We start from the raw sequence: 13,591 nt of genomic DNA, 5'->3' as shown, positions 1-13,591 counted from the left end.
GGCTGACAGCCCGCGCGTTGCAGGGGTCAATCCTGGACTTTTACTATCTGAACATCGCTCTGCGCAATACGCTGCCCTGCGGCATTGACGTAGGCCAGAGACACCGGCGCACCGGTGGTTTTATCGACTAACTGGATATGCGGCGACGTATGCAGGAGTTGCTGATGTCCCCATTCCATCAGGGCAAAAAGGACCGGCGCCAGGCTGCGGCTCTTTTCGGTGAGCGTATATTCATAACGCTCGCGCGCACCTGCTTCGCGATAGGGGAGCTTGCGTAGTAGCCCCACATCAACCATCAATTTTAAACGCTGAGTTAACGTCTGTTTGCTCATTCCGGTATGAGCGCGAATCGTTTCGAAACGCGTCACGCCGTAAAACGCCTCTCTTAAAATCAATAAAATCCATTGATCGCCAACAATTTTAGCGCTCTCCGCCAGTCCGCAAAGTTCCGCAGGCAGATAGGGGGATGAATTATCTTTTGACATGATTTAGGTTATCTCCTAACCTGAGTTTGAAATATAGACTCAGTTAATCAGGAGAATACTGTGCCTTTTGTTAATGTGCAAACGATTAAAGGGATCATGACCGCTGAGCAGAAGAATGAACTACTGCGTCGCATGACTGACCTCATGGTGGAAATTGAAGGCCGGGGCGACCCGCAATTCCGCCAGTCCGTGTGGGTCCGCATTGATGAACACGAGCCGGAACAGTGGAGCCTCGGAGGAATACAGCCAACGTCAGAGATGATAGCGGCAAAATTTGCCGCTAAACGATGATTTTATTGCCGTTATTGTTATGCGATAACCACGCGTGATTCAGCCTCAATTTCATGACAGGCGACCTTGTGCCCCGGCGCGATTTCGCGAAGACGCGGCGGCTCGCGACGGCAACGGTCGTTTGCCAACGGGCAGCGAGACGAAAAACGGCAGCCTGCAGGCGGTCGGGAAGGGTCGGGAATTTCCCCCTGAACGACCGCCTGCGGTTCGCTTTCGGGATCGAGTGTGGGTACCGCGGCCAGCAGCGCCTGGGTATAGGGATGAAGAGGGCGGCTAAACAGCGCATCGCGGCTGGCGGTTTCCACCAGTTGACCGAGGTACATCACCGCCACGTCGTCGCACAAATGCTCTACAACTCCAAGGTCATGGGAGATGAATAGAAAGGTGACGCCACGCTCGTCGCGCAGGTCGGCAAACAGATTGATAATCTGCGCCTGAATCGACACATCGAGTGCGGAAATGGGTTCATCGGCGACGATAAAGTCCGGATTGAGGATAAGCGCGCGGGCGATGCCGATGCGCTGCCGCTGACCGCCGGAAAACTCATGCGGAAAACGGTGGTAATGCTGAGGCGCCAGCCCGCATATCTTCATCACCGCAATGACTTTCTCATAGAGTTCAGCGCGCGTGCATAGTTTATGCTGCAGCATCGCCTCGCCAATCGCCTCGCCGATGCGAATGCGTGGGTTCAGTGAACTATAGGGATCCTGAAACACCAGTTGAATTTTCGGTCGTAGGGCCTGCATTGCCGCCGCTGACAGTTCGGATAACTCCTGACCGCGGAATTTAATGCTGCCGGCGGTTTTGTCATACAGGCCAAGCAAGGTACGGCCAACGGTCGTTTTGCCGCTACCGGATTCTCCGACGAGACCGAAAATCGTTCCCGGACGAATATTAAAACTGACGTCATCAACCGCGCGCAGTTCACCTGTCTGTTGGCCGAACAGGCCGTCGCGCAGCGGGAAATACTTTTTCAAACCATTAACTTCAATGATATAGGGCTGATTCATGCCACCGACTCCGCGAATTCACTATAAAAACAGGCCGCCTGGTGAGAAGACCCCAAAAGAGGTGGTGTGTCCTGACGGCAGCGCGCGGTTGCCTGTTGGCAGCGGTCGGCAAACGCGCAGCCTGCAGGCAGTTGCGCGAGATCCGGCACCTGGCCGGGAATGGAGTACAGCCGCCGGCGCCGCGCGCCAGGCACCGGGCGAGAGGCGATAAGCCCGCGGGTATAGGGATGCTGGGGCTGGCGCAGTACCTCGGCGGTGGTTCCCTGTTCGACGATCCGCCCGGCATACATCACCACTACCCGTTCGGCCATCTGTGCGATCACTCCCAGATCGTGGGTGATCAGCAGCATCGCCATCTGGCTTTCGCGCGCGCGGTCGCGCAGCAGGCGCAGGATCTGCGCCTGTACGGTGACATCCAGCGCGGTCGTCGGTTCATCTGCTATTAATAATTGTGGCCCGCAGCTCAACGCCATGGCGATCATCACCCGTTGCAGCATACCGCCGGAAAGCTGGTGCGGATAGTTCGCCATCAGGCTTTCGCTGCGTGCCAGCCCCACCTCGTTTAACAGCCGTATTGCGTGCTGCCAGGCGGCTTTCGGCGAGTCGCCGCGGTGGCGGATGAGCGGCTCGCAGAGCTGTTCGCCTATGGTCAGTACCGGGTTGAGCGCCGACATCGGCTCCTGGAAGATCATCGCCAACTGGTTACCGCGCAGATCGGCCATTTGACGGGCTTTCAGCTTAAGCAGATCGCGTTCTTCGAAAAGGATCTCGCCGCCGTCAATACGCGCGGCATGGGGAGGCAGCAGGCCCATTAGCGACATCGCGGTCACGCTTTTGCCGCAGCCGGATTCACCGACGATACCTACCGTTTGCCCGGCCTGAATCGAGAAAGAGATCTCCTGTACCGCGCGTACCCGGCTACCTTCAGCAGCAAAAGAGACAGAAAGTTGCTTAAAAGAAATTAATGGTGCGCTCATTTCAGCCTCTGTTTCATTTTCGGGTCCATCGCGTCGCGCAGGCCGTCGCCCAGTACATTAATGGCAATCACGGTAATAAAGATGGCAATACCCGGAGGCATCCACAGCCACGGTCGCCGCTGAAAATCAATCAAGCTGTTAGCGGCATCCATCATATTGCCCCACGATGGCGTCGGCGGTACTACGCCGAGACCGAGATAGCTCAGCGCCGATTCGCTCAGAATGGCGTTAGCGACCGCCATTGTCGCCATTACCACCAGAATCGGGATGGTATTGGGCAGCAGGTGACCGAACAGCCGGCGACGCGCCGACAGTCCCAGTACCTGCGTCGCCAGCATAAAATCGCGTTCGCGTAGCGACAGGCACTGCCCGCGTACCAACCGCGCCAGCTTCGGCCACTCCAGCAGGCTGAGCATAATAACCACCATCCAGATGCGGGAATCCGGCGAAAAGTCGAGCTCGGAGAGCATCGCGCCTGCAACGATTAACAACGGCAGGCCGGGTATCGTCATCACCAGGTCGGCCAGACGCATAATCAGTTTATCGGTGACGCCGCCGACATAGCCCGATAGCGCTCCCAGTAGATAGCCAAGGGTAACCGACAGCAGCATAGTCAGCAGGCCGATTATCAGTGAAATGCGCCCGGCCAGCAGCAAACGTGTATAGATATCGCGGCCAAGAAAATCGGTACCCAACCAGTGTTCGGCGCCTGGCGGCTTGTTGATCATCAGCGCATCGGTGGCGTCATCTTTCCATGGCGACCATATCGGCCCGAGTACGCACCACAGGGCCATCACCACAAGCAGGATTAAACACAGCATCGCCATCCGGTTGCGGCGTAGCTGGCGCCAGGCCTGATACCATGGAGAGGGCGTTATTTGCGCAAGCGCGGGGATTGTCGCCTGGCGCAGGCGGCGACGGTGACCAAATAGGGAAGTTATCATCATTATCTCACTCGAATGCGCGGATCGGCCCACGCGTAGAGCACATCGGCCAGTAAATTACCGATGATCGTCAGTACCGCCAGAAATAGGGTAAACCCCATCAGTACCGGATAATCGCGGGCGGCCAGCGAATCGATATGAATGTGCCCGGCACCCGGCCAGTTAAATACTTTTTCGGTAATGATGGCGCCAGAGAACAATCCCGGCAGTTCGAAGCCAAGCAGGGTGATGACCGGCAGTAACGCATTGCGTAGCGCGTGTTTCATAATAACCGTGCGTTCTCGCAGCCCTTTAGCACGGGCGGTACGAATGAAATCCATCTTCACCACGTCAAGCATGCTGGCGCGAAAATAGCGCGTCAGGCTGCCGGCCTGCAGCATTACCAGCGCCAGTACCGGCAGTACCAGATGAGCGGCGACCTGCAGCACGTACTGCCAGCCGCTATCGTCGCTGCCGGTATTGGTCATCCCGCCTACCGGCAGCCAGTGCAGGTCGACGGCAAACCACTTAATCAGCAGCAGGCAGAGGAAAAAGGTGGGAAAGGACATGGCGGCAAACACCGCGATACTCACCAGATGATCGAACCATGAATTAGGTCTGAGCGCGGAGACCACGCCAACCGTCAGGCCGATACCCCAGTAGAAGACCAGCGCCACGCTTGCCAGCAGGAAGGAGTTCCAGATGTACTGGTTCAGTAACTGGCTGACCGGGATCTGGTATTGCAGCGAGAAGCCTAAATCCCCGCGCAGCAGTTGCCCCAGCCAGTGAAGGTAGCGGGTGAAAAGCGGTTGGTCGAGGCCGTATATCGCCTTCAGTTCGGCGGCGCGGGCGGCCGTCAGGGTGATGTTGCCATCGATAAAATCGCCGGGGGTTTTAGCAAAGAGCATAAAAATGATAAAGGAGGCCAGCAGCAGCATCGGCAGCGTTTGCAATATGCGCCTCAGGATGAAATTTTTCATAACATTCTCACATCAGCCGCCGGGTGGCCGGCGGCTGGGGGATTTACTTCACGATTTTCACGTCCGGCAAACTGCCGGTGAGGCCGTTATAGATATCCGGCTTAAAGCCGGTCACCCGGGCGCTGCTGGCGGAAAGAATTTCCCGGTATCCAAGCAGGATAACCGGCGGATCCTCGGCCAGCACCTGGTACAGCTGGTGATAGATTGGCTTGCGTTGTTCGACATCCAGCACCGCGTTGCCCGCATTGATAAGCTTATCGACTTCAGCATTGTGGTAGCCCGACTCTTTGGCTTCGCTGCTGTAGAAGTCCCACACGCCGTCATGTGGATCGTTGAGAGTGCTGGTGCTAAACGACGCCAGATCGTAATTACCCGCTTTGCGCTGCGCCATCAGCGCGTTGAAATCAACCACCTGCGGTTTCAGCAACACGCCGATCTGCCGCCAGTTCTCTTTGGCAATCGGGATCAGCGCATCGTTAATGACTTTTTTGCTCGCAAGCAAGGTCAATTCCAGCCGTTTTCCGTCTTTCACGCGGATGCCATCGGCGCCAGGCAGCCAGCCCGCTTCATCGAGCAGTTTTTTCGCCTGCGCCGGATCGTAATGGTAGGGGTTGACGCCTTGCGCGTTGAAGGCCCAGGAGATAGGCGCGATCGGTTCAATGGCTACCTTGCCGTACCCCTGATACACCACGTCGATTAACTTCTGCCGGTCAAGCCCGTAAATCAACGCCTGACGCACTTTTTTATCCTGTAGCGCCGGGCGATGGACGTTGAACTCCACCTGGCTGTAGTCGCTGGAACCGTAGAGGTTAATATTGGCAAAACCGAGCATCTTAAGCTGCTCAATATCATCCGGGCGCGAGGTGAAGGCGTCGTAGTCGGTTTCGCCGGTCTGGAATAACTGGAAATTGGTAGACGGATTGGTCACGCGATAGATAAAGCGCGGCGTGGGCGGCGTACCGCGGTAAAAATGCGTGTTGGCGTGGAAGCGAATCTCCTGACCGGGAATATATTTATCGTAGACATAAGGGCCGTTACCGAGCGGTTTTCCGTGCAGAGAACGCAGATAATCCAGATTTCCGCGTTGATACCCTTTACCGTACCAGGCTTTCGATAATACCGGACCGCCGATTTTCGCCAGCGTTGTCGCGCCCGGCTGGGTGGTAGTAACCTGCAGGGTCAGCGGATCGATAACTTTCAGGCCGCTCACGCTATCGGCTTTACCGGCTTTATATTCCGCGCCGCCGGCGATATTAGCCAGAGTAATATCGGTGTCGCCGTCATATTTCGGGTCGAGCAGAACGGTCAGCGTAAAGGCGACATCTTCCGCGGTGAGCGGCGATCCGTCGCTGAAGGTCAGGTTAGGGCGCAATTTGATGGTATAAACTTTGTTATCCGCGCTCACCGTCCAGCTCTCAGCTAGCCCCGGCACCAGCTTACCCTGACTGTCCCAGTCAATCAGGCGCGAGAAAATAACGTTGGTGACGTTCTCATCCCAGCCGTTGACGAAGAAGTAAGGGTTAAAGATCCCCTGCGGTTCGGAAATGCCGGCCACCACCGTGTCTTTACGCAGTTTGGCGCTGGCCGGGATCTGGCTGGCATCGGTTGCGGGAGTGATCCCTTCTTTGAGAATATCGTCGGCGTTGGCGACAGAAGAAAATGCCACCATGCTACCGAGTAGCGCCACTTTCAACGCCAGCGCGAAGCGCGTTTGTCTGGTTTTTAATCCTTGCCGTGATCTGGACAAAAGTGCTACCTCATCAAATGATTGCGTTGTTATTTACAATTCATGACGAAGATAAGAGGCGCGTTGAATACTGTCTAACAACGAAACGCTATGGTTTATAGCCATTTCGCATTAGCAAAAAACCGGCAATATAATGCCGGTTTTCGGGGAAGTCATAGTGGATTGTTCTTTATACCGCGGCAGCTACTCGCGGGCCTCAACCGGCAGCCACAGGGCCTGCGGGTTAGCGAAATAATATTCGACTTCGGCATAAAAACGGCTGGCGTGCAGGCCATCCACAAAAGCGTGATTAAATCGGCCGGCAACCGGAATGATGCCATTTTTCAGTTTTCCCCACGTCAGGGCGGGCACCGCCGCGCCAACGTAGTATTCCGCATGGGTCATGGCGCTAAAGTGCAGCCACGGTAGGCAACTGGCGCAAAAGAAATTTTCTTCTTCCACAATAAGCGGTGAGGGATTGGTGCTTCTTGCGGCCTCAATGCGCGGCGTCGCGGCGGCGCTAAACGCGGGGAAATTAGCGGCGTTATCGCACCATACCTGGCGAAAACCTTCGCTGGCGGTCATGATCGGCGTCATCACCGAGATGGCGTCATATTCGATGATATCGTCGTTGCGCAGGCGCTGTTTCAACTGCGGTACGGCGTTGGCCGCGCGCAACAGGCCGAATAATGCCAGTTGGAAGAAGGAGACGCCCCGGTCCTTCGCGCAGGTGTACAACTGTTGCGCTTCTACCGGTACGCACAGATTGAAGCTGGGATTGGCAAAGGTACGGTAGAACGTAAAATGATCCAGGCGAGGCCAGCTCGCTTTATCAATGACGCGATAATGTGCCACGGTCGACTCCTTCATGTGGATTTGCCTTACTATGCGACGATTTCCACCAGGTTTCCATCAGGGTCTTTAATAACCGCCTCATAATAGCCATCGCCGGTAGTGCGCGGGGCAGAGACTAAAATGCCCGCCATTTCAGCGCGTTTGGCTAACGCATTAACCTGATCGACGCCGCCGACGGCGATCGCCAGATGCGCCCACCCCGTATGGTTGTTATCGCGGGGCGAGTCCTGTAAGCCGGGTTTGCTCATTAACTCAATTGCCACGTCAGAGCCAATTTTTACAAAGTAGGATTCAAAACCAGGATTGGTTTTACTGCGGTACTTTTCGTTGATTTCGCCAGCAAAAAACTCCACCCAAAAGCGTGCTTGCTGCTCAAGATGACGGGTCCAGAGGGCGATATGGGCAACTTTCATGGTTTACCTCGTAAAGGGTCGGGTTGACAGCATGCGTATGAGTGAATGATTATGCTCTTTGCTGCTCGTTATGTTTATTTAAAGGAGTTATTGTGCTCGATTATGCTGCTTTCCCTCAGCAACGACAAGCGCTGATTTGTCAGATCCTGCAGGAGGACGGTAGGGTCGTCTGCGCCGATCTGGCCCAGCGCTTACAGGTCTCTGAACACACTATTCGCCGCGATCTTCATGAGTTGAGCAAAGAAGGATATTGTAAGAAAGTCTACGGCGGTGCGGTGATGACCCTGCCGGAATCCATGGAGTACAACGAACGTAAAGAGAAAAATAGGGCAACAAAGAGCAGGATCGCTCAGAAATGCGCACAGCTAGTGAAACCGGGCGGCTGTATTTTTATTGATACCGGCACCACCAATCTGGCAATGGCGGAAGCGCTACCGGGCGAACTGGCCTTAACCGTGGTTACCAATTCCCCGGAAATTGCGGCGGTTCTGCTTAAAAAACCGCTTTATGAGGTAGTGATGCTTGGCGGTCTGGTGCAACGCGCGGCTGGCGGTTGTGTCGGCGCATCGGCGGTGGCCCAGGTGCAGGAGATCCTCTTCGATCAGGGATTTATTGGCGGCTGCGCGATGGCTCCGGAGTCAGGTTTAACCGGCTTTGATCACGCCGATTGTGAATTTAAGAAAGCGGTTATCAAACAGTGCAGTGAAATTATCGTTGGCTTAACCTCAGATAAAATCCCCGCCGTCGCGCGTTTTCTGGTAGCTGAAAGCAGCGCCATTGACGTGCTGGTCGTGGAGGAAAACATCAGCCGTAAATACCGGGATGCTTTCCGTGAACACGAGATCCGTATCTATACCGTCTAGCACACGGGAAAATTATTAATTTGAGAAAACCGGGCTATCACTTTGATAAAAATGGCGGCGAAATGTTACTGACCTGCGAGCCGCGGCCTCAGCAGCGCTATTTTCTCCGTACTTTAGCCGCATTTTGCGCGGCGACTCACAAAAACGAAGCTCAAGCAGCACCTCATTGATTTCTGGCACAAATCTTGGATTTGTTATCGCTGATGTGGCTTTTCCCATGGGTTGTGGATAGCGCGACGTTTAGCGTACCCGGGATTGCCCGCAACGGATAATCATTGAGGGGACTGTTATGTGTGCTTCACCTTCAGCGCCGCTACGGCGCGTGGATGGACTGGCGAAAGTCAAAGGAACGGCCGTTTATGGCGACGATATTACCTTACCGGGCATGCTGTATGGCGTTTGCCGTTTTGCGGATATACCCGCCGGGAAAATTGAGGTGATAGATCTCAGCGAGGCGCTGAATGTTGCAGGCGTGGTAAAAATCGCCACCTGGCAGGATATTCCCGGTACGCCGGTCGTGGGGATTATCGTCAAAGATTATCTGCCCATCGTCAAAGACGAGGTGGTCTTCCACGGCGATGTCGTCGCCGTGGTGGCGGCAACCAGTTATGAAGCTGCCTGCGAAGCGGCGGATAAAATACATGTGCGCTACACGCCTTATGAGCCGCTAACGGATGTAGAAGCCGCTCTGGCGTCGGATGCCCGGCGAATTCACCCGGAACGCAGCGATAATATCGCCGCTCATCACCACACCGTTAAGGGCGACATCGCCAAAGGCTTCGCCGAAGCTAGCCACGTGATTGAATGTGAATATGAAGTGGGCTTCCAGGAACATGCCTACATCGAACCGGAAGTCGTACTGACCTGGCTTGATCCTACCGATGGCAGCCTGATTATCTCCGGCTCTATTCAGAACCCGCACCGCGTACGCAGCTTCGTGGCTAAGTTTATGGGCTGCCCGCAAAGCCAGATTAACGTCAAACGCGCGGTGATGGGCGGCTCGTTCGGCGGCAAAGATGACATCATCGATCATCTGGCCTGCCGTTCCGCATTGATGACGCGCCTGACCGGTCGCCCGGTGAAATTTGCCTACACTCGCGAGCAGTCCATTATCGAAAGCTGTAAGCGCCACCCTTATAAAATGAAGTATCGGGCCGGGGTGGACGACAACGGACGCATTCTGGCGATCAAAATCGATATTCTTGCCGACAGCGGCGGCTATGCGGCGTCCTCCCCGTTCGTTACCTGGCGCTCTTCGGTACAAGCTGCCGGGCCGTATAATATTGATAACGTCCATATTGACGTCAAAGCCGTCTATACCAACAACAGCTATACCTCTGCGATGCGTGGTTTTGGCTCACCACAGGTGGTTTACGCGAATGAATCCTTTATGGATGAAATTGCTGAAGCGCTCAATCTCTCGCCGGTGGCGGTGCGTGAAGTGAACGCGCTGCGTCAGGGCGATACCTCGGTCACCGGCCAGCGGTTTGATAAACACACCGTCTCGGCGATTGAAGTCCTGAGCAAGGCGGTGAATGCCTCGGAATTTGCGGCAAAACGCCAGCACTATCGTGAATTGAACCAACAAGGCGATGTTTATCGATATGGTATTGGCCTGGCGCTGAGCTACCGCGGTTGTTCCATCGGCGCGGAAGGGGTAGATACCTCGACGGCGCTCATTCAGGTGAATGAAGACGGTAGCGTCAATCTGGCGACATCGGTATCGGAAAACGGTCAGGGTCTGCAAACCGCGATGTCGCTAATCGCCGCGGAAGCCTTTGGCATTCCTCTATCGGAACTGCATTTTATGGAGCCGCCGACCTCGGTTATCGGCGACGGCGGATCGACGGCGGCCACCCGCGGAACGATGGTCGGCGGTGGGGCGATTCTTGACGCCGCCGACAAGATAAAGCGCCGTATTCTCAGCGTCGTCGGCGACAGCATCGGCACCCGCGAGTTGGAAGAAACCCTGTGGCAGGATGGCTTTATCATCAACGCCCAGGACAGTGAACGGCGTATTGACTTCAAAACCGCGGTCAATAGGACCAAATGGGCCAGCGTCAGCCTGACCGAGTACGGCTGGTTTGTGCCGCCGCCCATTCACTGGGATGAAGAAAAAGGCTGCGGCAGCCCGTACTTTACCTGGGTCTACGGCTGCCAGGTGGCGGAGGTACGGGTGAACACCAGCACTGGTAAAACCGATTTGCTGCACGTTACCGCCGCCCATGACGTGGGCCGGGTACTCAACCCGGTGGGTTTTGAAGGCCAGGTTTACGGTGGGGTGGCGCAGGGTTTCGGCTATGCGCTGCTGGAAGACTTCAACATTGAAAACGGCCAGGTCAAATCGGAAAACTTCGACAGCTACCTGCTGCCGACGATGAAAGACATTCCGCCGATGACGATTATCGGCGTAGAAAACCCGGATATCGCCGGGCCTCTGGGGGCGAAGGGGATTGGCGAGCCGGCCACTGAACTCGCGGCGGCGGCTATCAATAACGCGGTGAGTTTTGCCCTTGAGCAGCGGTTTAATAAATTACCGCTGACCCTCGAACAGGTGATCCTCGGCTACAACCTGAAGAAGCCGGTTCGCCAAAGCGAAATGATGCTGGAGGCGGAAAACAAGAAGCAGGTGCTGCGCCTCACTGATGTGAAAGTTACCCGGGCGAAAAGCCTGCAGGAGGCGTTAACCCTGCTGGCGCAAGAGGGCGTGACGGCTATCGCCGGCGGTACCGATGTGATTGTGCAGGGGCGTTTGCAAACCCGCGCGATGCGGTTGGTTGATATTTCCCGTCTGCCGGAGTTGACGCAGGTGAGCGAGGATCCGGTCAGCCATGAGGTCATCATTGGCGGAGCGATGACCTTTAACCGTATTACCGATCATCCGCTGCTGCGCGAACGTTACCCGCTGCTGGTGCAGGCCTGTCATACCGTCGGTTCGCACCAGATCCGCAACCGCGCCACCATCGGCGGCAATATCGTCAACGCCGCGCCCTGCGGCGATTCCATTCCACCTGCCATCCTCTATGACGCGCGCATCGAACTGCGCTCGTTAAATGGCGTACGTACCCTCGGTCTGGCCGAGTTCTTGCTGTCTGGCTACAAGACCCAGCGCCAGCCGGATGAGCTTTTGACCAAAGTGATACTGCCGCCACCGGCGCGTCCGCAGGCCAAAGGTTTCTATCACCAGTTAGGGCGGCGCAACGCGCTCAACATCACCCGTCAGAGCCTGAGCGCGCTGCTTGATTTTGCCGATGATGGCACGGTGAGCTACTGCCGTCTGGTGGATGGCGCGCTGTTCAGTAAACCGCAGAGGCTGCTGGATATTGAACGATGCCTGCTAGGGAAACCGTTAAATAGCGACACGATTAATAGCGCCTGCGAGATGCTGGACAAGCTTATCTATGCGGCCATTGGTAAGCGCTGGTCGGCGGCATATAAGCAGCCGGTATTCGTCAATATGTTCCGCGACATGATGGCCGAGGCGCAACGGGCCTCAGGGATTTAATGATTCAATCAGGGCGCCAGAGCGCCCTGTACAGGATAGAGCTATGAGCACAATTAAAGTGAAGGTAAATGGCAAGCTGGTGGAAGCAAAAGTAGAAGGCAATATGCGCTTATTGGATCTGGTGCGGGATACATTGCATCTTACCGCTACCAAAGAGGGATGTTCGATTGGCGAATGCGGCGCTTGCACGGTGCTGATGGACGGTAACGCCGTTTGTTCTTGCCTGGTACTGGCCGAACAGTGTGATGAAGCGGAGATCGAGACGCTCGAAGGGTTAAACGATAATCCGATTACGCAAAAATTACAGGATGCATTTATTGAGAAGGGCGGTGTGCAGTGCGGGTTCTGTACGCCAGGAGTATTGGTGAGCGCCACCGAATTATTAACCAAAGAGCCGCATCCGGACGAAGCGCAAATAAAGGATGTATTAGAAGGCAATATGTGCCGCTGTACCGGCTATCAGCCGATTATTGACTCCATTCAACACGCGATTAAATCGTGATCTTATACCGGGGTTACAGCGCTGTGTGACTTGGTCGCCGGCAAAGAGCAATGCGCCGCCTCGGGGAAAACCCCCGGTGGCGTTAGTGTACGACCGGGGCTACAGGGTGGTGCGATTTGGTAGCCCGGAGAAGGCGCAATGCGCCGCCTCCGGAAAATCCCCGGTGGCGCTAGCGCTTACCGGGCTACAGGATTGTGCGATTTGGTAGCCCGGAGAAGGCGCCATGCGCCGCCTCCGGGGAAAATCCCCGGAGGCGCTAGCGCTTACCGGGGCTACAAGGCTGTGCGATTGGGTAGCCCGGAGAAGGCGCCATGCGCCGCCTCCGGGAAAATCCCCGGTAGCGCTAGCGCTTACCGGGGCTACTCAATGGTACAAAGGCTCGAACCTTAACCCATCGCGCTTTCGCGCAGGCGGGCTTTCAGCTTGTTGTACTCGTCGATCACGTACTGCTCCGCCGCGCGCTGATCGGCAATCCGCTCAACGTTGACCGCGCAGTACTTGTACTCCGGCGTTTTGGTTATCGGGCTCAGGTTCTCCGACACCAGCTCGTTACAGGCGCCAATCCACCACTGGTAGGTCATGTACACCGCGCCTTTATTCGGCCGTTCGCTGACCTGCGCGCGGGTGATGATGCGGCCTTTACGCGAATTGACCCACACCAGCGCTTCATCTTCGATGCCCAACCGTTCGGCGTCGGCGGTGTTGATTTGCGCATAGCCTGGTTCATCGGCAAGCCTGCTTAAGGCCGCACAGTTACCGGTCATCGAACGGCAGGAGTAGTGACCGACTTCGCGCACCGTCGACAGCACCAGCGGATACTGTTCAGAAAGTTTATCTCCCGGCGCGACCCAGTCGCAGGTGAAAAACTGGGCTTTACCGCTCGGTGTAGAAAACCTCTCTTTAAACAGATACGACGTCCCCTGGTCGGCGTCGGACTCATCGCGGCATGGCCACATGACATAGCCAAGCTCGCCCATTTTTTCATAGGTAGCGCCGTAGAAGTCCGGGCACAGATGCCGCAACTCATCCCAGATCTCCTGGGTGTTGTTGTAGTGCATCGG

At 55.9% G+C, this 13,591-nt stretch carries 14 protein-coding genes; 4 read left to right on the top strand and 10 right to left on the bottom strand.

Annotated elements, in window-relative coordinates:
* Positions 1-26: 26 nt before the first annotated feature.
* On the bottom strand, positions 27-485 hold the full coding sequence (locus PGR79_RS17805) for a winged helix-turn-helix transcriptional regulator (RefSeq protein WP_087857856.1): 459 nt from the start codon (positions 483-485) through the stop codon (positions 27-29).
* Positions 486-545: 60 nt separating this feature from the next.
* On the opposite strand from PGR79_RS17805, the gene PGR79_RS17800 reads away from it, so the two are divergent.
* The gene (locus PGR79_RS17800) at positions 546-776 is read left to right on the top strand and encodes a tautomerase family protein (protein WP_213793714.1); all 231 of its coding nucleotides are present in this window, start codon (positions 546-548) and stop codon (positions 774-776) included.
* 17 nt (positions 777-793) lie between these two features.
* Here PGR79_RS17800 and PGR79_RS17795 read toward each other — a convergent pair whose 3' ends face one another.
* The 7 genes from PGR79_RS17795 to PGR79_RS17765 all read right to left on the bottom strand — a co-directional run bounded on the left by PGR79_RS17795 (position 794) and on the right by PGR79_RS17765 (position 7,660).
* A complete protein-coding gene (locus PGR79_RS17795; RefSeq protein WP_430922183.1) occupies positions 794-1,786 on the bottom strand; it encodes an ABC transporter ATP-binding protein in 993 nt (330 codons plus the stop codon).
* Positions 1,783-2,763, bottom strand: a complete 981-nt coding sequence (locus PGR79_RS17790) for an ABC transporter ATP-binding protein (protein ID WP_430922181.1) — start codon at positions 2,761-2,763, stop codon at positions 1,783-1,785. Before PGR79_RS17790 ends, PGR79_RS17795 begins: the two co-directional genes overlap by 4 nt.
* A complete protein-coding gene (opp4C, locus tag PGR79_RS17785; RefSeq protein ID WP_430922179.1) occupies positions 2,760-3,707 on the bottom strand; it encodes an oligopeptide ABC transporter permease in 948 nt (315 codons plus the stop codon). The genes PGR79_RS17790 and opp4C overlap by 4 nt, the downstream gene beginning before the upstream one ends.
* A 2-nt stretch (positions 3,708-3,709) precedes the next feature.
* On the bottom strand, positions 3,710-4,666 hold the full coding sequence (locus PGR79_RS17780; RefSeq protein ID WP_049035081.1) for an ABC transporter permease: 957 nt from the start codon (positions 4,664-4,666) through the stop codon (positions 3,710-3,712).
* 43 nt (positions 4,667-4,709) lie between these two features.
* The gene (locus PGR79_RS17775; RefSeq protein WP_430922177.1) at positions 4,710-6,413 is read right to left on the bottom strand and encodes an ABC transporter substrate-binding protein; all 1,704 of its coding nucleotides are present in this window, start codon (positions 6,411-6,413) and stop codon (positions 4,710-4,712) included.
* Positions 6,414-6,596: 183 nt separating this feature from the next.
* Positions 6,597-7,247, bottom strand: a complete 651-nt coding sequence (locus tag PGR79_RS17770; RefSeq protein ID WP_430915227.1) for a CatA-like O-acetyltransferase, family 1 — start codon at positions 7,245-7,247, stop codon at positions 6,597-6,599.
* Positions 7,248-7,276: 29 nt separating this feature from the next.
* On the bottom strand, positions 7,277-7,660 hold the full coding sequence (locus tag PGR79_RS17765) for a VOC family protein (RefSeq protein WP_113375034.1): 384 nt from the start codon (positions 7,658-7,660) through the stop codon (positions 7,277-7,279).
* Positions 7,661-7,752: 92 nt separating this feature from the next.
* Between PGR79_RS17765 and PGR79_RS17760 the strand changes: the two genes are divergently transcribed.
* From PGR79_RS17760 to PGR79_RS17750, 3 genes are all read left to right on the top strand, one after another.
* Complete coding sequence (locus tag PGR79_RS17760; RefSeq protein WP_430922175.1) at positions 7,753-8,523, top strand: DeoR/GlpR family DNA-binding transcription regulator; 771 nt, start codon at positions 7,753-7,755, stop codon at positions 8,521-8,523.
* A gap of 289 nt (positions 8,524-8,812) precedes the next feature.
* Positions 8,813-12,028, top strand: coding sequence for a molybdopterin cofactor-binding domain-containing protein (locus tag PGR79_RS17755; protein ID WP_430922173.1), 3,216 nt, complete (start codon positions 8,813-8,815; stop codon positions 12,026-12,028).
* A 43-nt stretch (positions 12,029-12,071) separates the two neighbouring features.
* Positions 12,072-12,530, top strand: coding sequence for a (2Fe-2S)-binding protein (locus tag PGR79_RS17750; RefSeq protein WP_015366918.1), 459 nt, complete (start codon positions 12,072-12,074; stop codon positions 12,528-12,530).
* 99 nt (positions 12,531-12,629) lie between these two features.
* On the opposite strand, the gene PGR79_RS17745 is transcribed toward PGR79_RS17750, so the two are convergent.
* Entirely contained in the window at positions 12,630-12,755 is a 126-nt protein-coding gene (locus PGR79_RS17745) for a hypothetical protein (RefSeq protein ID WP_430922170.1), read from the bottom strand.
* Positions 12,756-12,916: 161 nt separating this feature from the next.
* Positions 12,917-13,591, bottom strand: a 675-nt coding sequence (locus tag PGR79_RS17740; protein ID WP_430922168.1) for a molybdopterin oxidoreductase family protein, incomplete at its 5' end; no start/stop codon positions are given.

Source organism: Klebsiella sp. 141161, from assembly GCF_050600815.1.
Taxonomy (GTDB): Bacteria; Pseudomonadota; Gammaproteobacteria; order Enterobacterales; family Enterobacteriaceae; genus Klebsiella; species Klebsiella aerogenes.
Note: the sequence above shows the minus strand (reverse complement) of the source record. Positions and strands in the feature narration are given on the sequence as shown.

Bases quoted from the DNA above. Each gene is read 5' to 3' on its own strand.
- PGR79_RS17805 (WP_087857856.1), bottom strand. From the start codon at position 485: ATGTCAAAAGATAATTCATCCCCCTATCTGCCTGCGGAACTTTGCGGA.
- PGR79_RS17795 (WP_430922183.1), bottom strand. From the start codon at position 1,786: ATGAATCAGCCCTATATCATTGAAGTTAATGGTTTGAAAAAGTATTTC.
- PGR79_RS17790 (WP_430922181.1), bottom strand. From the start codon at position 2,763: ATGAGCGCACCATTAATTTCTTTTAAGCAACTTTCTGTCTCTTTTGCT.
- opp4C (WP_430922179.1), bottom strand. From the start codon at position 3,707: ATGATAACTTCCCTATTTGGTCACCGTCGCCGCCTGCGCCAGGCGACA.
- PGR79_RS17780 (WP_049035081.1), bottom strand. From the start codon at position 4,666: ATGAAAAATTTCATCCTGAGGCGCATATTGCAAACGCTGCCGATGCTG.
- PGR79_RS17765 (WP_113375034.1), bottom strand. From the start codon at position 7,660: ATGAAAGTTGCCCATATCGCCCTCTGGACCCGTCATCTTGAGCAGCAA.
- PGR79_RS17755 (WP_430922173.1), top strand. From the start codon at position 8,813: ATGTGTGCTTCACCTTCAGCGCCGCTACGGCGCGTGGATGGACTGGCG.
- PGR79_RS17750 (WP_015366918.1), top strand. From the start codon at position 12,072: ATGAGCACAATTAAAGTGAAGGTAAATGGCAAGCTGGTGGAAGCAAAA.
- PGR79_RS17745 (WP_430922170.1), bottom strand. From the start codon at position 12,755: ATGGCGCCTTCTCCGGGCTACCAAATCGCACAATCCTGTAGCCCGGTA.